This is a genomic window from Vibrio xiamenensis (genome assembly GCF_900100015.1).
GTDB classification, from domain to species: Bacteria; Pseudomonadota; Gammaproteobacteria; order Enterobacterales; family Vibrionaceae; genus Vibrio; species Vibrio xiamenensis.
Map to the genome: position 1 here is coordinate 158,119 of NZ_FNDD01000005.1, position 18,346 is coordinate 176,464.

The following is an 18,346-nucleotide window of genomic DNA, read 5'->3' on the forward strand; positions in this document are numbered from 1 at the left end:
GTCTATGTCTCAGCCTCACTATTACCGCTTGGTTTAATCACATGTATAAAAAAGCTCTGCAATATCTGGTTTCTATGGGCCTGATTTTTCTCTGCCTGCTGGCCGGGACAAATATTCAACACCTTGTCGATACTGCCATTCCCGGCAGTATCATTGGCATGCTGATCCTATTTGCGTTAATGGCAACGGGTTTGGTGCCTGTCGATTGGGTACGACCAAGTGCGAATCTGTTCATTCGCTATATGATTTTACTGTTTGTCCCAATCAGCGTCGGTTTGATGGACCATTTCGATGTGCTGGTCAATAACGCTCTACCCATTCTCGCCAGCGCTGTAGGTGGCACTTTAATTGTGCTAGTGGTTCTGGCGCTTATGCTGGATCGCTTACTGAGCAAGGAGGAAAAATAATGTGGTTACTGGTCACCATCGCGGTCTTTTTTGCCACTCGCGAATTCAGTAAGCGGATCAACAACCCGCTGCTCAATCCGCTGCTGCTCAGTATCGCAATCCTAATCCCGCTGCTGCTGGTGTTGGATATACCATTTCAAACCTATTATGCAGACAATCAATCGATTAGCTTTCTGCTGCAACCTGCGGTCGTCGCCCTTGCCTACCCGTTATATGAGCAATTGCCACAAATTCGCGCTAACTGGCGAATTATTATGTTGGCTTGTAGCGTCGGTAGCGTGTTGTCTATGGTCACAGCCGGAGGCATTGCACTGCTGATGCACGCGGATATCGGGCTTATCGCCGCGCTGCTTGGTAAATCGGTCACCACGCCGATCGCGATGGAAGTCGCAAGCCATCTTGGCGGCGAACCGGCGATTGCCGCTATGATGGTACTGATTGTCGGCCTGCTTGGCGCGATCATCGCGTATCCAGTGTATGGTCTGCTCAACATCCGCCACTCGGTGGCACGCGGCCTGACGATGGGCACGATTTCCCATGCTCTTGGTACCGCAACCTGTGCCGAGAAAAACCCACCCGACGCCGCCTTTAGTTCACTGGCGCTGGTGATCTGTGGTGTGATTACCTCAATTTTGGCGCCTTCCTTCTTCGCGGCGATTGTCTGGCTAGCGCAGTAGCCGCTACGTAGAATCGACACAGCTCAACAAATGAGCTCATGCAATCGATAACATGTGTGAGCTCACTCTAATAATGAAACACAAACATTCATTTCACTCATTTTTGTGACTTTTATTGGGGTATTATTCCAAGTAGTTTCTAGAATAGATTTTCAAAGCGAATCCATATTCGTAAACGCAGGCAACAATCGACGGAACGATTCGGTTTAAAACCTGATGAGAATAAACCATAAAGGACACACTATGACGAGCCGTATTGAACAGGCACTCCAAGACATGCCAAGCGTCGTTGCTGACTATTTGGCACCGCTATTTTTAAGTGACGATTTTGACGCTACTTTGTCTGCACAGCAATTTGCAGATTTGCAAAGCCTGACAGGCCTTGCCGACGACGAACTGCGCCTAAGCCTACTTCCTCTTGCAGCTGCACTTGCTCATACGCCCCTATCCAATTTCAATGTCGGTGCGCTGGCTCGTGGTACTTCGGGCAAAATCTATTTTGGCGCCAATATCGAATTTGACGGTGTGCAACTCGGCCAAACCATTCACGCTGAGCAGTGCGCCATCAGCCACGCTTGGATGAAAGGCGAAACGGGCATTAAAGATGTCACCGTCAACTACAGTCCATGTGGCCACTGCCGTCAATTTATGAACGAGTTGACCACAGCGCAAGAACTGGAAATTCAACTGCCAGAGCGTGACCCAATGTCACTACAAGAATACTTACCTGAATCATTTGGACCGGCTGACCTTGGCATTGAAGCTGGGCTGATGTCGACCACAGATCACGGCTTGACTTGTGACGACAGCGATCCATTGATTCAACAAGCGTTGTCAGCGCTGAACAAAAGCTATGCGCCATATACCAAGAACTTAAGTGGCTTGGCTCTTAAACTGACCAATGGCCGAGTATTCTTAGGCGCATACGCTGAAAACGCCGCCTTCAACCCAAGTTTGCCACCACTGCAAGTCGCACTGCTGCAACTGCTGATCGCCAATGAATCGCTTGATGATATCGAAGCGGCAGCGTTGGTTGAGATGTCTTCCGGCACCATTAGTCATCTTGCCTGCACGCAATCAACGCTTGAGGCAATCAACCCAGATGCCACTTTGGCCTACCTATCACTGTAAATGCGATAATTTTAAACTGACCATAAAAAATCCGCTCATCAGGCGGATTTTTTTATGCTTAAGCGGTTGCCGTTTTCAGCTTAGAAAAACGGACTCATATCGATATCTAACGACGCTGGAGACACCGCGCGGCCAATAGTGACTGGCACTTTTTTCAAATCAACATACGTGACTTCGGTAAAACGCGTGTATTTGGTGGAATAAAAACACTTCACTTTAGGTTTGAGAGGCTCTGCATCGTTCGATACCCAAACAATTCCCAAGCGGAAATCGCTCAGCTCAACCACCGAGCCCACCGGATACACACCGATACAGTTAATAAATTTGTACACCAACTCGCGATCGAGATGGTTTGGCGTAAGGCTCAATAATACTTTGAACGCTTCAGCCGAGCTCATGGCTTTTTTGTAAACGCGATCAGCGGTCAATGCATCGTAAATATCCACAATCGCACTCATACGGCCATGCAGTGGAATTTCGTCAGCTTTCAATCCGGTTGGATAACCCGTGCCGTCGAGCTTCTCGTGGTGCATCAGACATACATCGCGGCTTACTTGGCTTAGAGATTTGACCGTTTTCATGTCTTTGGCATACACCTGGTGCATCTTCATCAACTCAAACTCTTCTGCATTTAACCGACCCGGCTTGTGCAAAATGTTGTTATCAACTTTGATTTTTCCGATATCGTGAACGATGCCGCCCACCGCCAACTCTTTAAGCATCTGGCGATCAAGCCCTAGGTGCTTACCAAATGTCACCAATAAACACGCTACATTAACCGAATGCTCCAAAAGGTACTGATCTTTACTGCGCAGCGCAGACACACATTGCAGCGCATCGCTATCGACCAGCACACTTTCAATAAGCTCATCCGCCCAAGCATTGAGCTCTTCAACTTCGACTAGTTTGCCGTCAAACGTTTGGTTGAGTAACTTCTTGGCAAGATTGCGCGCTTCTTTAACAATTTTTCGAGCGCGCTTTTGGTGCGCATCGCGACTAAAAAGTTTCTTCGCTCGGCCACGAACCTGCTGACCTAGTGTCTTGATGTTATGCGATTCAGATTGAACGGGGACGTCCTCGATGATGCTGTCGTCAGTCGGTATTTCGTGACTTGGCGTGATTAGCGTATCGTCAGATGCAGCGAGGCGTGACGGGAAACGACAATGTTTTGCAGAGAGCGAGACATCAACCCAAGCAAATTTGATCCCACGGTTGACCAGTTGCGCCACAGAGGAAGGGTTAGAAACGCGTCCAGCATTGGCCAAATTCACTCGTTGATTGTCTTCAATCGCGGTGACAAACATGCCCACGGTTAAACTTCGAATTGGAATTTGTATCGATGCGGCTGGATCGTACTTCATGCAAAAACACATAACAAAAATGGAGTAGAGCCAGTCTACCAATAAGGGATATGTATTTTCTATCGAAACATGCAACGAAAAGGTTAAATTTCGCTAACTATTTCTAAAAATGAACATTTTTAATGTTAACAAGCGATATTGGTTCAATATTTAACCGCCGAGATATTCATATTTTGCATAAATTACACAACAAATAACCATGTTTATTTTGAGGCTTAATCGTGTTGATTGTGCTTATTTGGCATCTGGTTTCGATTGGTGGTGATGTATTTTTCATTTTGAAAAAACGCTTCTAGCGATTCCTCTTCATCATCGTAGTTGAAAAAGAAATACATCGCGTGAAACAGCGCCATCATAAAGCTTATCGCGCAGGTAAATACCGGAATTAAACTCAGCCACTCCATTTTTATGCAGCCGTAACTGAGCGCACAAATAGCGAGGTTAGATAAAATGCCTGCGCGCTTTTTCTTTTTATAGGGCGATAAGGTTTTGCTTGTTTTCATACTTCTCTTAAATGCTTTAATACCACGTCTTGATCTAAATACTGCTGGTATAAGGTGTAATCCAATCCTTGGCTGAAAATATATTCGCTGGCCAAACTTTGTACTGCTTTTCTTAATTGATTCGCATCCCAAGGCTTTTCAAAATAATGATCAATACCAGCAAGGTTAATTGCGGTAATGGTATCCGAATGCGTCGCTTGCCCAGTTAACAACACTTTTTTGGTGTGCTTAAACCGGGGATCATGCGCAACTTCCGTCAGCAATTCAATCCCGGTTTGATTGGGCATCACGTGATCAGACACCAATACCGCCACCAAATCGCCTGCTTGGTCGAGTTCATCCATCAACTCCTGCGCCTCTTTCGCCGATTCGCACTCCTCGATGACTAACCAATCGCTAAGCGGCTCTAAATCTTGCGCCACAGCGCTGAGCACTTCACGCTGATCATCCACACATATTACGTTGAGTCTTTCCATGTTAATCCTCCAAAGGCAATTTAATGCGAAAAATCGTGTGTTGGTTATCGCTTTTCACCGCAATCGAGCCGCCATAGCCGGTAATAATTCGTTTGACGATCGAAAGCCCAAGCCCGAGCCCAAATGAGAGCCCACCTTTCTTGGTGGTGAAATTGGGCTGAAATATTTGTCTGCGCACGGTTTCATTCATCGCTGGACCATTATTAGCAATGGTGATCAGCAAGCGTTTTTTATCCAACCGCGTTTGAATCACCACCTGAGGCTGCTCAGTATCTTGCATCGCATCGCAGGCGTTTTTGATGATGTTGACCCACACTTGCACCAGTTCGGTTTGTGAACCATGAAACAGTGGCAATTCGGCGGGACGCATCTTAACCGTCACGCGGCGTAAATCACTTTGCAGCAAGGCGACCGCTTTGTTGATGCTGTCGTTGATATCGACGTTCTCATCTTGGTTGATTTCGGTGCGCCCAAGCTGTTTAACCGACTGGACAATGCCAACGGTATGTTTCGCCGCCAGACGTAAATCGTGTAAATCGCGCCCGGCTTGCCAAAAGCGCACTGCATCTTCAGGCTGGGCTAGCCAATGCGGATTCAACTCGCCGTCAGGCAGCGCTTTGGCCAGCGACTTCGCCAATTGGCGGCCAATACCGCAATAATTTTCAATTTGACTGGCCAGCGTACGCGCCTGTTTAGACGAGCAGCGCTGGCCTTGTGTCAAACCGTGTTGAAAAAATTCCAGCGCTTGAGGATGGGCTTCATCCAACAACTCGGTGACCAGATTTTGTAGCTGTTCGCTTTTACTGCTCACCACCCCAATGGCGTTATTGAGCTCATGTGCGAGCCCCGCGGCCAATTGACCCAACGTGGTCATCTGCTCAGCAAGGTGCAGCTTCTCTAATGCGCGCTCTTTTTCGATCGCTTCTTGAGTTGCGCGGCGCTGGCGCTGTGAAAGCTCAGCAACAATCACTGGCATAAATTGCTCGGTTAAAGTTCCCCAATTGGTTTGTTCAAGCACTTTTACATGCCTGTCAATCCACGCTAAACGTGTTTGCGATTTGGCAACCACGGTCGATGATGGCACCCAAGTGCGCGAGAAAAAGCTGTGCACGCCGATAAAGGCGCCAAAACTGGCGCTAAACAGTTTGACGTCACTGGCTTGAGATTGCGCGTAATAGCCTTCAAGCTCACCTTCTAATACGTAATAGAGGCGATCGTTAAATCCGCCCTGCACCAATAACTGCTCACCAGGGGCGATAGTAATCTGGCGCTCTGGCGCTGAAAAATACGCTTCGATCAACTCGCTTAATCGCATCATGACTCCTGTTATTGTGCCCGTTGTTTAGCATCAGCCATTAACCATTAACCATTAACCATTAACCAATGTGCCCGAGTGAATGAAGAATCCACACCATCACAAAACTGAGCAACACCCCAACGATACCAAGCGTAGCGCCGACTTTGACCATCTGTTGACTCTGCACATGCCCAGTGGCGTGCGCAAGAGCATTGGGCGGCGTACTGATTGGCAGCGACATGCCAAGCGATGCGGCAAAGGTCACCACTAGAATCATCGTCACTTCACCGCCAAGCGGCGCAAGGCTGGTCATGGATGCGCCCAGCGCGGCCATAATCGGCATCAACAAGTTAGCGGTTGCGGTGTGCGACATAAAGTTTGCCATCAACAAACACAATAGCGCGGCGCTAAATAGCACAACATAGGGCGAATACTGATCAAACGGAATACTGTGCACCACAAGGCTGGCGAGCCCTGTTTGATCAAGCGCCAGCCCCAGCGCAATCCCGCCGGAAACTAACCACAGCACGTCCCAAGAAATTTTCTTAAGATCTTCTTTATTGATAATGCCGGTCAGTGAGAACACGGCCACCGGAATTAACGCCACGGTATAGCTGTTCATGCCGTGCAGATCGCCCATCAACCACAACAAAATGGTAACTGCGAAGGTGGCATACACCATATACGCCTTTGGCGTTTTTAAAAATTTACCTTTGATGCTGAGCTGAATATTCTGCTGGTCCGCTGGATACAGCCAGTTAAGCAGCATCCACGCCAGTGCCATCATCACCACCACAAACGGCACCCCAAACATCATCCACTCACCAAACGAAATCAGGTTTTCACCCACTAAATATTTTAGTGCAATGGCGTTAGGCGGCGTGCCAATCGGCGTGCCGATACCGCCGATATTCGCCGCAACCGGAATCGACAAAGCGAATGCGACCTTACCCGGATCTTTGGGCGCAAATACCGCCATCACTGGCGTGAGTATCGATAACATCATTGCGGTGGTAGCCGTATTGGACATGAACATCGAAAAGATCGCGGTAATCAACATCAAACCCAGCATCACAAACTTAGGATTGTGACCAAAGGGTTTGAGCAGCACTCTTGCTAGATTGACATCCAAGCGATATTTGGTCGCCGCCATGGCAAGAAAAAATCCCCCCAAAAACAGCATGATGATCGGGCTTGCGAAAGTTGCCATGATATCGTGGTAGTCCATCAAAGTGCCAAAATGCGCTTGGTTGGCATCGCTGCGCAAAAAGATAAGCCCCTTATTGGACAGCAATAGCAGCTCCAACATGATGATCACTACAGATGTGGCATAAATTGGGATTGGCTCCAGCACCCAGCACAGTGCCGCCAGTAAAAAAATCGCAATCACCCTCTGCTGTAATACCGTTAAGCCATCAAATGGAAATGCCGCCAGAGGTAAAAGCAGTACCACCAGCGGCACTAAAATAGGAATCCAGTATTTGTAAGATAAACGCATGCTCAGTAACCCAGTTTTATTCGTTTTATCGAGTAACGTGATTCACTCGTACCTTGTTCTGTTTGTTATCCTCGCGCCGATTTGGGCTTGGGGTTTGGCGTTAGATCAAGGAATGACAAATCCTAAAACGGTTTGTCGTAAAACTGTGGTTTGCTTCGTGTTTTGCACTGGTTTCATAATGATTTTGTCATTTGCGCAAACGTTTGCTTTTTAATTTTAAATGGGTATGATGCGGAGCAAATTCTTCTTCACATTACCAATTTGAGGCTGTTATGTTTGGTTCTGCAACCCGAAAAAGTGCCACGCGCGTATTACTGTTAGGCTCTGGCGAATTAGGAAAAGAAGTCGCGATTGAGTGTCAACGTCTCGGCTTAGAAGTGATCGCCTGTGATCGCTACCCTGATGCTCCAGCCATGCAAGTGGCCCATCGTAGCCATGTCCTCAACATGCTTGATGCCGATGCGCTAGAAGCCATCATCAAACTTGAAAAGCCAGATTTCGTGGTACCAGAAATTGAAGCGATTGCGACCCACAAACTGGTCGAGCTTGAAGCGCAAGGTCTCAATGTTGTACCGTCGGCTAAAGCCACTCAACTGACCATGAACCGCGAAGGCATTCGCCGTTTGGCTGCCGAAGAACTAGGCTTGACCACTTCCCCTTATCAGTTCGCCGATAACTATGACGATTTTGTCGCTGCGGTCGAAACGGTCGGCATTCCTTGTGTCTGCAAACCCGTGATGAGCTCATCGGGCAAAGGTCAAAGCGTGATTAAAACCGCCCAAGACGTGGATAAAGCATGGGCTTACGCTCAAGAAGGTGGGCGCAGCGGTGCTGGGCGCGTGATTGTTGAAGGCTTTATCGACTTTGATTATGAAATCACTCAACTGACCATCAGTGCCAGCGACGGCATTCACTTCTGCGCGCCGATTGGCCATCGTCAAGAAGACGGCGATTACCGTGAATCTTGGCAGCCACAAGTGATGTCAGAACAAGCGCTTAAAGCCGCGCAATACACCGCAGAGAAAATTGTTAGCGCGCTTGGTGGCTACGGCTTATTTGGTGTTGAGCTATTTATTAAAGGGGATAACGTGATCTTTAACGAAGTCTCCCCTCGCCCACACGACACCGGGTTAGTCACACTGATTTCTCAAGATTTATCGGAATTCGCGCTGCATGTTCGCGCCTTTACTGGGCTACCGATTGCCAGTATTACCCAATTCGGACCAAGCGCTTCGGCGGTAATTCTTGGTCAAGGCAGTTCAAGCGATATTCAGTTTGCTGGCATGGAGCAGGCATTGGCAGCGCCAAATACTCAACTACGCTTATTCGGCAAGCCAGAAATTGACGGTCGCCGCCGTTTAGGTGTGGCGATCACACGTCGTGAAAGCCTTGAAGTTGCAATCGAAGATGCCATTGCCGCGGCGAAGCAAGTTAAGGTGATTTACAACTAACGCTAGGCCGTGACCTAAAACGTCAAACGGATTCAACGTAATTAAAAAAGGGGCTGATGTAATCGCCCCTTTTTCTGTTTGTTGATGTGCCTTTAGATTTTATGGCGCTTCAAGCAAAAAGACTTCTTCTGCGAAACGGCTTAGGCCTTTTTGCGCAATTTTCGGATGCTGTTCGTCGGCTTCGTCTCGCGATAAACGCGTGACTTTAAACTCGCTAAATAGACGTGTTATCTCTTGCTCGGCCACCGAAAATGGCGGCCCCGCCATTTCTGACTGCTCGTAATCTAAGCTCACCAACAAAATTCGCCCTTGAGGATTGAGCAGACTTTTCACACGCTTGGCATAGTCAACACGCATCTCTTCTGGAAGTGCCACCAGCGCCGCGCGATCGTAAATTAAGTCCACCGCTTGAACCGGCGCAGTAAAAAAATCGCCAACGTAAATAGACAGTTCATCGAACTGATACAGCTCATGGTGAGCATCAACGGGCATCACCAGCGGGGTGTAAAAATGTTCAGCGAAAAAAGAGCGCACCGCGATATTACTCAGCTCAACACCTTGCACATCATCATGCTTAGCCGCCAGCCAAACTAAATCTTCAGATTTACCACATAGAGGCACTAACACTTTGTCTGTGCGCTGTGGGCGTGTATGCGGCCAATATTCAACTAATAAAGGATGAACATCGTCTTGATGAAAACCAATTTGGTTAGCGGCCCACTTACTGTGCCAAAACTCGGGATCTCGCATTGTGTTTCCTTTCTTCCATCAATATTTGTGTTGCCGATTAGGATAAACCAATCACAGGATTTTCGATAGCGCTGCGCGCGTTCAGATTTGGTTCATAAATCCATGCCTATACTGCTCCCTAAAGTGACATTGACCAAACAATCAAACGGTTAAACATCACAAATATTACTGTCACTCAACCGGTAACGAGACCAAGTTCAACCTTTTGGATAACAATAAAACCCACAACATTGAAATGGTTATAATCGCCCTAATTAATGAGCCGTAACCTTAATTTTAAATCGTTTTACTCACCTTTAGTTTCACCTTTTTATAAGTAAAACAACGACGATTTAAGGAGAGCGAATGAGTTTACTTTTGCGCACTACGGCATTGATGCTCCTTGTTTTGAGCCGCGCTCCAGCTTTTGCGGCTGTACCTACAACTATCACGAACGGCCAAGATGGTCGTGACACCAAACAAAATCAGGTCAGTTCCAAAGCGTTTAAGCACAACTTAAGCGGTTTGTATGCGATTCCATCCAATGAGGTTTCTCCGCTTCAGCCTTATGCAGACTTCGATGTGCTGTACAGTAAGGCGCACCAAGCGCAAGCCGAGCTTGAAACCTTGTGTAAAGGCGCGGCGCTACTGACCAACACCACACCACACTTTGCCGGCGTGAAATCTTACGATCGCTCGGTGGAAAAAGTGCAACATGAACTTGATGGCCGCGCCGAGCGTATCACCGATCTCGCCCGTGCCACTCTCGTTGCTGATGATGTCGCCAGCTTGATGGAAGCTTATGAAGTGCTTAACCGCGAGACCACTATTGTTAAAGTCAAAAACCGCTTTAAAAAGCCTGCCGCCTCAGGCTATCGTGACCTTAACGTCTTGGTTCAATTACCTAAAACTCAACTGATTGCCGAAGTGCAGTTGCATTTAAAAGCCATCGCTGATGTGAAAAGTGGTCCTGAACACGATATCTACGAACGGATTCAAAACATCGAGCGTCAAGCAGCCAAAGAACGCCGCGGCTTTAACGGCTTTGAAAACGCCCAAATTGCCAAAATGCGTAACCTATCTAAGCAGCTCTACCAAGATGCATGGCAGCCGTATATCACCACTCACTTATCTGCGGCTTAGAATTTATCAAGCCTATCGCTTCATCCCATCTACGGGCGCTGGTAGAAAGTTTTCCTTAAACCAGACAAACAGCGCCCTTAATTTTTTTCACCACGCTTTAGGTTACCAGCCATCAAGGATGTGACCCAGATGCGCAAAATTCATCGTTAAAGTTGCAAGCCATTGATTGCCCATGCACATTTGTATAGTCAAATAAACATTGAGCATGGATGTTATGGATCAGACCCCACTGTATCTGCAGATTAAGCGCTTCATTTTGCAAAAAATTCAATCTGGTGAGTGGCCAGTTGGCTATCGAATCCCGACGGAATTCGAATTAACCGATGCCTTTAACGTCAGTCGCATGACGGTCAATAAGGCCATTCGTGATTTGGTTGCAGAAGGACAATTGGCGCGCAGACCACGTGTCGGTACCTTTGTGTGTGCCAGCGAAGATAAGGCGGAATCACCGCTACTGGATATTCGGAATATCGCCGCTGAAGTCCTGCAGCGCGGCCAGCACTACAGCAACAAAGTGATCAAGCAAGTAGCATTGGAAGCCGACGAAACGGTCGCGATAAAGCTTGGTGTCATGCTTGGCAGCGCGGTGTATTACAGTGAAATCGTTCATTACGCCGACGACAAACCGATTCAGCTGGAACTGCGCTGGGTCAATGCTAGTTATGCACCCGGCTATCTTGAGCAAGATTTCACCTTGTTAACGCCCAACCAATATTTGTCGGAAAACTGCCCGCTGAGCGCCATCGAACATACGGTTGAAGCCATTGTGCCGGATATCCATGTACGAAACTCGCTGCGTCTAAGCGCCAATGAACCATGCTTATTGCTCAATCGCCGCACATGGAGCGGCGAACGCTTAGTCAGTTCTGCCCTGCTTTACCACCCGGGCACTAAATACAAATTAAGCTCTAAAGTCTGCGTTTAAGCTCAAGTTATAGGGGTTGAATCGCGTCAAGCGAGTTACTTCACCATCACATTTTTTCAACACTGCTCTTGATTATTGGTCTATATAAATATAATAATTTGTATATACATTTAAACCATCCAAGGATGAGCGCTGAATATGGATTTTATTCTCAGCAATGCGCGCCTTGTCAGCATGCGCCCAGGCGATGCCGGCTATCAGGTTACCGAGCCGCAAAACATCACCATTCAACACGGCAAAATCACCGCTATTGAAGCCACAAAACCCGTCGCTAAAGCGTGTGCCAGTTTTGATTGTACAGGCAAGTTGGTGACGCCTGGGCTTATCGACTGTCACACCCATTTGGTGTTTGCCGGAAGTCGCGCCAACGAATTCGAAATGCGCTTAAAAGGTGTGCCTTATCAAGAGATTGCAAAACAAGGCGGCGGTATTTTATCCACGGTGAAAGCAACCCGTGATGCCTCTTTGCAACAATTGATAGATATGGCCCTGCCGCGTCTTGATGGTTTGATTCGAAGTGGTGTCACGTCGGTTGAGATTAAATCCGGCTATGGCCTCACCCTTGACGACGAATTGAAAATGCTGCGCGCAGCTAAAGCGCTTGAGAGTCATCGCGCGGTTCGCGTCACTACTACTTTACTTGCCGCTCACGCTTTGCCTCCAGAATACAGCCAGCGCAGCGATGATTACATTGAGCATGTTTGCCAAACCATCATTCCTGCCGTAGCAGAAGAGCAACTTGCCAGCGCTGTGGATGTGTTTTGTGAATCTATCGGATTTAGCCTTGCGCAAACTGAGAAAGTATTTCAAGCCGCAAAGCAATATGGGCTGAAAATTAAAGGTCACACTGAGCAACTGTCCAATCTTGGTGGCAGTGCATTAACCGCGAGTTACGATGGCTTATCCGTCGATCATATCGAATATCTAGACACTCAAGGCGTACAAGCGCTCGCCAAATCCAATACGGTTGCGACCTTGCTACCGGGCGCGTTTTATTTTCTACGTGAAACTCAGTTGCCGCCGATTGAGGAACTGCGTGCTCATAACGTGCCGATGGCGCTGGCCACGGATCTCAACCCGGGCACCTCACCGTTTGCCGACCTGACCATGATGATGAACATGGCTTGCACACTCTTTCGCCTCACCCCCGAAGAAGCACTGCGCGGCGTGACGTGTCACGGCGCAAAAGCGCTGGGGCATGGCGACAGCCGTGGTCAAATCGCCCCCGGTTTTGACGCCGATCTGGCAATTTGGAATGTAGCCCATCCGGCAGAACTTAGCTATCAACAAGGATTTCCGCAGTTGCATGCACGCGTCGTAGAAGGCGCATTTTATCCAGTTTAATTTTGTCGCGCTGGCCAGCCATTTTTGTTCACGCTTGGCAAAGCGCGTATTTCACAACACATGTAAGTACATTTTGATGAAGGGAGTCAGCATGCTGAACTTAACCATCCAACCGGGCCAACTGACCTTAAACCAACTGCGTCAAGTCAGCCGCTCTGCTGTTAAGTTATCGCTTGATCCACAGGCCATTCCTGCGATTGAAAAAAGCACTCAAGTCGTAAACCAAGTGATCACCGAAGGTAAAACCGTTTACGGCATCAATACCGGTTTTGGCCTGTTAGCCAATACCAAAATTGCGCCAGAAGATCTCGAGACACTGCAACGCAGTATCGTACTGTCACACGCGGCGGGTATCGGTCAGTTCATGGCGGATGAAACCGTACGTTTGATGATGGTGCTTAAAATCAACAGCCTGTCACGCGGCTTCTCTGGCATTCGTCTGCAAGTGATTCACGCCTTGATGGAACTCGTCAATGCCGAAGTGTATCCGTGCGTGCCACAAAAAGGCTCAGTCGGCGCTTCTGGCGATTTAGCGCCGCTTGCGCACATGAGCACCGTATTATTGGGTGAAGGCCAAGCACGTCACAACGGCGAAATTCTTAGCGGTTTGGAAGCGTTGAAAATTGCAGGTCTGGAGCCGATTACTCTGGCGCCTAAAGAAGGCTTAGCGCTGCTAAACGGCACCCAAGCATCGACGGCGTTTGCACTTGAAGGCTTGTTTGGCGCAGAAGATCTATTTGCATCGGCGACCGTGTGCGGCGCGATGTCAGTCGAAGCGGCTCTTGGCAGCCGTAAACCATTTGATGCGCGAATTCACGAAGTCCGTGGACATCGCGGTCAAATCGATGCGGCGGCGGCGTATCGCCACCTATTAGGCGATAGCAGCGCAATTGGTCAATCGCATACCGATTGTGAAAAGGTTCAAGACCCGTACTCACTTCGCTGCCAACCGCAGGTGATGGGTGCGTGCCTGCAGCAAATTCGCAGCGCAGCAGAGGGGCTTTTGGTTGAAGCGAATTCGGTATCGGACAATCCGTTAGTATTTGCAGAGCAAGGCGACATTATCTCAGGTGGTAACTTCCACGCAGAGCCTGTAGCCATGGCCGCAGATAACTTAGCTCTGGCAATTGCTGAAATCGGCAGTTTGTCTGAACGTCGCATGGCTTTGCTTATCGACAGTGCGCTTAGCAAATTACCACCATTTTTGGTCGACAACGGCGGCGTTAACTCCGGCTTTATGATTGCGCAGGTCACCTCAGCAGCGCTGGCAAGCGAAAACAAAACGCTTGCTCACCCGGCGTCAGTGGATAGCTTGCCAACTTCTGCCAACCAAGAAGATCACGTTTCAATGGCCACATTTGCGGCGCGTCGTCTGCGTGATATGGGGGAAAATACCCGTGGTATTTTGGCAGTAGAATACCTTGCTGCAGCGCAAGGCATTGATTTTAGAGCGCCAAATCACTCATCAGCCAATGTCGAATTGGCCAAGCAGCTGCTGCGTGAAGAAGTGCCGTTTTATGACAAAGACCGCTACTTCGCACCAGACATCGAAAAAGCCAATGCACTGCTATTGAAAGCGGTCCATAACGCCTTGATGCCATCAGAGTTACTGCCAAGCTTCTAATCGCAAACTCAGAATACCATTAAGCTGTTTTAGCTAAGAGTCCAATGTTTTAGCTAAGAGCTGAAAGGCCTCACGCAATCTACCGCGTGAGGCTTTTTTCTTGGTTCTAGAATTGAAAAATGGCTTACAACAACCAGCGTTTTACGCGCTGCTGATATTTCAGGTATTGCTCGCCATAGCGCTCGGTTAACAGTCGCTCTTCAGGGATAATTTGAAAGCGGTTCATGTACAAAATAAACCCAAGACACCACAGCATACTCGCCCAGCTTTCAAGCCAATATGCGATACCGAACAGAAACACCAAAAGTGACAGATACATGGGATTACGGGTGTAGTTAAAAATTCCCTTAACCACCAGCGCCGAAACTTTGTGAATTTTCACTGGGTTAACACTGGTGCGCGCTTGGCGAAATTGGTACAGCGCAGACACACCCAATAGCGTAGATAAACCACTACAAGCCACCAGCACTTCGCCATTCAAAGGCAGCGGCAAATAGCTCGCATCAGGAAATAGCAGCGCCGACTGCACACTTAACGCCAGCACAATAATAAACACCGCAACGGGAGGAACTTTCAGCTCTAATTTACTCACGCAGGTACTCCTAGCATCGTCTTCGATCAACAAGCCCGGACAATGCCGGGCTATCGATGATTCACTAAACCAACTGCAACAAGGCTTGCAACGGATGTTTGGCCTGATAATGCTCGAAACGCTTGACCTGACTACGGCAAGAGTAGCCCGTAATGAGGCAGCGCTCTTTTGGCAAACTATCCAATTGTCCTCGCCAGCTTAAAGCGTAAATGTCTTTCGACATCTGCAGCTTATCGACTTCATGACCAAATGTGCCTGCCATACCACAGCACCCCACCGCCACTGGCTGTAACTGAGCGCCAAAGTGGGCAAAAATTTGGCCCCACTCTTTTTCAGAATTCGGCATCTTGGTTTTTTCGGTGCAGTGACCAAGTAGATACCAAGGCTCACTGCTGTCTTTAGCCTCAATGGCAAAGCTTGTAAGTCTTGGTAGCATCCATTCATGCACCGACAGTACATTGAAATGACCGCGCTTGTCGGCAAGAATTTCATTGTATTCATCGCGATAACACAGCACCAATGCGGGATCGACACCGACCATTGCAATATCAAGCTCAGCGACTTGGGTTAAAAACGCCGCGGTATTTTGCGCAGTTTTAGCAAATTTTTTCAAAAAGCCTTTGATGTGTTCCGCTTTGCCGTTGGGTTTAAACGGCAACAAAACGGGCGTTTTACCAAGGCGTAGCACCAATTTCACAAAGTCTTCGACCACGTCAGCGTCGTAATAACTGGTAAACGGGTCTTGAACAATCAGCACGTGGTTTTCACGTTCGGATTCACTGAGCATGCTGAGTTCACGCATATCAAAGGTTTTTACACTCTTGGTGCGTTTGGCCAAAGTTGGTGTAGAAAGCAGCGGCGTATCCACATAACCGATGGTCGATGCCGTCAGATTTTTCACCCAGCTCTGCTTTATTACACCATTGACCAGCTTAGGTGCTTTGGCCATGATCGGCAGTAAAGTTTCAATATTTGCAACCAGATAGTCTTTGGCTGGACGCTGGTAGCGTGAGTGATAAATATTGAGAAAACGCGAACGGAAACTTGGTACGTCAACCTTGATTGGACACTGGCTGGCACACGCTTTACACGCCAAACAACCATTCATCGCTTCATACACTTCATGCGAGAAGTCATACTCTTTGGGTTGGTTGATGCGATTTCTCACCCGTTCAAGCAGCGCTTTAACCGGAGTCGTGGCGTTAAGCGTTTGCTGCTCAAGATCGAGAATATCGATGCCCTGCTCAGTGAGTTGACGTAGCCATTCACGAACTAACCCTGCGCGGCCTTTCGGCGAATGACGACGGTCCGCTGTCACTTTCATCGACGGACACATCGGCGAGGCGGTATCGTAGTTAAAACACAAACCGTTGCCGTTACACTCCATCGCCTGTTTAAAGCTGTCACGCACTTTGACATCGATTTGGCGGTCAAAATAGCCACGCTTGGTATCGGTAACTTTGACCAGTTCAAAATCGCTGTCAAGCGGTGTACAGATTTTGCCTGGGTTCATTTTATTGTGTGGGTCAAATGCCGCTTTGACGCGGCGCAGTTCCGTAAACAGCTCTTCGCCAAAAAATTCCGGACCATATTCAGAACGGTAACCTTTACCGTGCTCGCCCCACATCAAACCGCCGTATTTGGCGACCAACTTCACCACTTGATCAGAAATTTCATGCATCATGCGCTCTTGCGCCGGGTCGCAGATATCCAGCGCTGGACGCACATGCAAAACGCCCGCATCGACGTGTCCAAACATGCCATATGCCAATTGTTTCGAATCGAGAAGCTCACGAAACTCAGCAATAAAGTCAGCCAGATTTTCCGGCGGCACACAGGTATCTTCGGTAAATGGCACTGGCTTAGCGCGCCCTTTGGCAGCGCCGAGCAAACCCACCGCTTTTTTACGCATGTTGTAAATACGATTGATGCTTGGCAAATCATCGCATACTTGGTAGCCAATAATGCCCGCTTCGCCATTGGCCATCATTTGCTCAATTCGAGCGGTTAACGATGCCACCAAAGCTTGGTTTTCGCTTTGGTCTTGGCCGGCAAATTCAACAATATTAATGCCGAGCATCTCTTGCCCCGGCACGTCGGTGATCAGATCGCTCACCGTGTGCCAAACAATATCTTGCTTGGCCAAGTTGAGCACTTTGGAATCCACGGTTTCGACGGATAAAGCTTTTGCTTCCACCATCAAGGGCGCATTGCGCAGCGCCGAATCAAAACTGTTGTATTTGATGTTTACCAAAGTGCGCGCTTTAGGTATCGGCGTGAGGTTAAGTTTTGCCTCAGTGATGAAAGCCAACGACCCTTCAGAGCCACACAGCACGCGCGTAATATCAAAACTGTCGCTTTGTTCATCAAGCGCATTTTTTAAATCGTAACCGGTCAAAAATCGGTTTAACGGCGGGAACTTATCAACAATTTGCTGGCGTTTGTCGCGGCATACTTGCTCGGTGACTTTTAAGGCCTGGAATGCGTATTCTCCCGACTCAGGTACGCCATGAGACAAGTCGGTTTCGAGCACTGAACCGTCAGCAAACACCGCTTGCAGTGACAATACGTGATCCGAGGTTTTGCCGTATTTGAGCGATCCTTGTCCTGAGGCATCGGTATTGATCATACCGCCTAACGTCGCACGGTTACTGGTCGACAGATCGGGCGAGAAAAAATAGCCGTAAGGGCGCACCGCATCGTTCAGTTGGTCCTTAACCACGCCAGTTTGAACCCGAACCCAACCCTCTTGTTCGTTAACTTCAAGAATCTTGTTCATGTAACGAGACAAATCGACCACCACACCTTTGGTGAGTGACTGACCGTTGGTTCCGGTACCACCGCCGCGCGGTGAAAACGTTACGCGTTCGTAGTCGCTACGACAAGCGACACGGCCGATTAACGCCACATCTTGAGTTGTTCGTGGGTGGATAACCGCTTGCGGCAGTTGCTGATAAACGCTGTTATCCGTTGCGACGGCTAAGCGGCTCGAATATTGAGTTTCAACATCGCCACTAAAGCCTTGAGATTGCAATTCTTTTAGAAAATTGACCACCACTGGGTCGACGTTATTTTGTAATTCTAATCTTGGTAACATGTGCTTCCTGCCCCTTACTGCGCTGATCCTCTCAGCAATGGGTTGCTCGTTATTAATTTTATTGATTTTCGTCACTTTACAACATTTAAAA

Annotated in this window: 16 protein-coding genes; 8 read left to right on the top strand and 8 right to left on the bottom strand. The window is 48.4% G+C overall.

What is annotated here, in order from left to right:
• Nucleotides 1-41 precede the first annotated feature (41 nt).
• The 3 genes from BLS03_RS06285 to cdd all read left to right on the top strand — a co-directional run bounded on the left by BLS03_RS06285 (nt 42) and on the right by cdd (nt 2,215).
• Complete coding sequence (locus tag BLS03_RS06285) at nt 42-407, top strand: CidA/LrgA family protein (RefSeq protein WP_093270981.1); 366 nt, start codon at nt 42-44, stop codon at nt 405-407.
• A complete protein-coding gene (locus tag BLS03_RS06290; RefSeq protein WP_093270983.1) occupies nt 407-1,084 on the top strand; it encodes a CidB/LrgB family autolysis modulator in 678 nt (225 codons plus the stop codon). Before BLS03_RS06285 ends, BLS03_RS06290 begins: the two co-directional genes overlap by 1 nt.
• A 243-nt stretch (nt 1,085-1,327) precedes the next feature.
• On the top strand, nt 1,328-2,215 hold the full coding sequence (gene cdd, locus BLS03_RS06295) for a cytidine deaminase (protein ID WP_093270986.1): 888 nt from the start codon (nt 1,328-1,330) through the stop codon (nt 2,213-2,215).
• Nucleotides 2,216-2,295: 80 nt separating this feature from the next.
• Here the strand turns inward: cdd and BLS03_RS06300 are convergent, their stop codons facing one another.
• The 5 genes from BLS03_RS06300 to BLS03_RS06320 all read right to left on the bottom strand — a co-directional run bounded on the left by BLS03_RS06300 (nt 2,296) and on the right by BLS03_RS06320 (nt 7,350).
• Nucleotides 2,296-3,576, bottom strand: a complete 1,281-nt coding sequence (locus BLS03_RS06300; protein WP_093270989.1) for a cyclic di-GMP phosphodiesterase — start codon at nt 3,574-3,576, stop codon at nt 2,296-2,298.
• A gap of 215 nt (nt 3,577-3,791) precedes the next feature.
• A complete protein-coding gene (locus BLS03_RS06305) occupies nt 3,792-4,079 on the bottom strand; it encodes a hypothetical protein (RefSeq protein WP_093270992.1) in 288 nt (95 codons plus the stop codon).
• Complete coding sequence (locus BLS03_RS06310) at nt 4,076-4,555, bottom strand: response regulator (RefSeq protein WP_093270995.1); 480 nt, start codon at nt 4,553-4,555, stop codon at nt 4,076-4,078. The genes BLS03_RS06305 and BLS03_RS06310 overlap by 4 nt, the downstream gene beginning before the upstream one ends.
• A gap of 1 nt (nt 4,556) precedes the next feature.
• Complete coding sequence (locus tag BLS03_RS06315) at nt 4,557-5,873, bottom strand: ATP-binding protein (RefSeq protein ID WP_093270998.1); 1,317 nt, start codon at nt 5,871-5,873, stop codon at nt 4,557-4,559.
• A gap of 58 nt (nt 5,874-5,931) precedes the next feature.
• Nucleotides 5,932-7,350, bottom strand: coding sequence for an SLC13 family permease (locus BLS03_RS06320; protein ID WP_093271001.1), 1,419 nt, complete (start codon nt 7,348-7,350; stop codon nt 5,932-5,934).
• A gap of 272 nt (nt 7,351-7,622) precedes the next feature.
• Here BLS03_RS06320 and purT point away from each other — a divergent pair, with 272 nt between their 5' ends.
• Nucleotides 7,623-8,801, top strand: a complete 1,179-nt coding sequence (gene purT, locus BLS03_RS06330; protein ID WP_093271006.1) for a formate-dependent phosphoribosylglycinamide formyltransferase — start codon at nt 7,623-7,625, stop codon at nt 8,799-8,801.
• 99 nt (nt 8,802-8,900) lie between these two features.
• Here purT and BLS03_RS06335 read toward each other — a convergent pair whose 3' ends face one another.
• Nucleotides 8,901-9,551, bottom strand: coding sequence for a thiopurine S-methyltransferase (locus BLS03_RS06335; RefSeq protein ID WP_093271009.1), 651 nt, complete (start codon nt 9,549-9,551; stop codon nt 8,901-8,903).
• 345 nt (nt 9,552-9,896) lie between these two features.
• On the opposite strand from BLS03_RS06335, the gene BLS03_RS06340 reads away from it, so the two are divergent.
• From BLS03_RS06340 to hutH, 4 genes are all read left to right on the top strand, one after another.
• Nucleotides 9,897-10,673 (top strand): nucleotidyltransferase family protein, encoded by a 777-nt coding sequence (locus BLS03_RS06340; RefSeq protein ID WP_093271012.1) that lies wholly within the window; start codon nt 9,897-9,899, stop codon nt 10,671-10,673.
• Nucleotides 10,674-10,887: 214 nt separating this feature from the next.
• On the top strand, nt 10,888-11,598 hold the full coding sequence (gene hutC / locus BLS03_RS06345) for a histidine utilization transcriptional repressor HutC (protein WP_093271015.1): 711 nt from the start codon (nt 10,888-10,890) through the stop codon (nt 11,596-11,598).
• 138 nt (nt 11,599-11,736) lie between these two features.
• On the top strand, nt 11,737-12,942 hold the full coding sequence (gene hutI / locus BLS03_RS06350) for an imidazolonepropionase (RefSeq protein ID WP_093271017.1): 1,206 nt from the start codon (nt 11,737-11,739) through the stop codon (nt 12,940-12,942).
• A gap of 91 nt (nt 12,943-13,033) precedes the next feature.
• The gene (gene hutH / locus BLS03_RS06355; RefSeq protein ID WP_093271020.1) at nt 13,034-14,566 is read left to right on the top strand and encodes a histidine ammonia-lyase; all 1,533 of its coding nucleotides are present in this window, start codon (nt 13,034-13,036) and stop codon (nt 14,564-14,566) included.
• A 124-nt stretch (nt 14,567-14,690) separates the two neighbouring features.
• Here hutH and BLS03_RS06360 read toward each other — a convergent pair whose 3' ends face one another.
• Both BLS03_RS06360 and ydiJ read right to left on the bottom strand, forming a co-directional pair.
• A complete protein-coding gene (locus BLS03_RS06360; protein WP_093271022.1) occupies nt 14,691-15,158 on the bottom strand; it encodes a methyltransferase family protein in 468 nt (155 codons plus the stop codon).
• A gap of 64 nt (nt 15,159-15,222) precedes the next feature.
• Entirely contained in the window at nt 15,223-18,255 is a 3,033-nt protein-coding gene (gene ydiJ, locus BLS03_RS06365) for a D-2-hydroxyglutarate dehydrogenase YdiJ (RefSeq protein ID WP_093271025.1), read from the bottom strand.
• Nucleotides 18,256-18,346: the final 91 nt, after the last annotated feature.

Coding starts and splice junctions, on each gene's coding strand:
- BLS03_RS06285 (WP_093270981.1), top strand. CDS start 42: ATGTATAAAAAAGCTCTGCAATATCTGGTTTCTATGGGCCTGATTTTT.
- BLS03_RS06290 (WP_093270983.1), top strand. CDS start 407: ATGTGGTTACTGGTCACCATCGCGGTCTTTTTTGCCACTCGCGAATTC.
- cdd (WP_093270986.1), top strand. CDS start 1,328: ATGACGAGCCGTATTGAACAGGCACTCCAAGACATGCCAAGCGTCGTT.
- BLS03_RS06300 (WP_093270989.1), bottom strand. CDS start 3,576: ATGAAGTACGATCCAGCCGCATCGATACAAATTCCAATTCGAAGTTTA.
- BLS03_RS06305 (WP_093270992.1), bottom strand. CDS start 4,079: ATGAAAACAAGCAAAACCTTATCGCCCTATAAAAAGAAAAAGCGCGCA.
- BLS03_RS06310 (WP_093270995.1), bottom strand. CDS start 4,555: ATGGAAAGACTCAACGTAATATGTGTGGATGATCAGCGTGAAGTGCTC.
- BLS03_RS06315 (WP_093270998.1), bottom strand. CDS start 5,873: ATGATGCGATTAAGCGAGTTGATCGAAGCGTATTTTTCAGCGCCAGAG.
- BLS03_RS06320 (WP_093271001.1), bottom strand. CDS start 7,350: ATGCGTTTATCTTACAAATACTGGATTCCTATTTTAGTGCCGCTGGTG.
- purT (WP_093271006.1), top strand. CDS start 7,623: ATGTTTGGTTCTGCAACCCGAAAAAGTGCCACGCGCGTATTACTGTTA.
- BLS03_RS06335 (WP_093271009.1), bottom strand. CDS start 9,551: ATGCGAGATCCCGAGTTTTGGCACAGTAAGTGGGCCGCTAACCAAATT.
- BLS03_RS06340 (WP_093271012.1), top strand. CDS start 9,897: ATGAGTTTACTTTTGCGCACTACGGCATTGATGCTCCTTGTTTTGAGC.
- hutC (WP_093271015.1), top strand. CDS start 10,888: ATGGATCAGACCCCACTGTATCTGCAGATTAAGCGCTTCATTTTGCAA.
- hutI (WP_093271017.1), top strand. CDS start 11,737: ATGGATTTTATTCTCAGCAATGCGCGCCTTGTCAGCATGCGCCCAGGC.
- hutH (WP_093271020.1), top strand. CDS start 13,034: ATGCTGAACTTAACCATCCAACCGGGCCAACTGACCTTAAACCAACTG.
- ydiJ (WP_093271025.1), bottom strand. CDS start 18,255: ATGTTACCAAGATTAGAATTACAAAATAACGTCGACCCAGTGGTGGTC.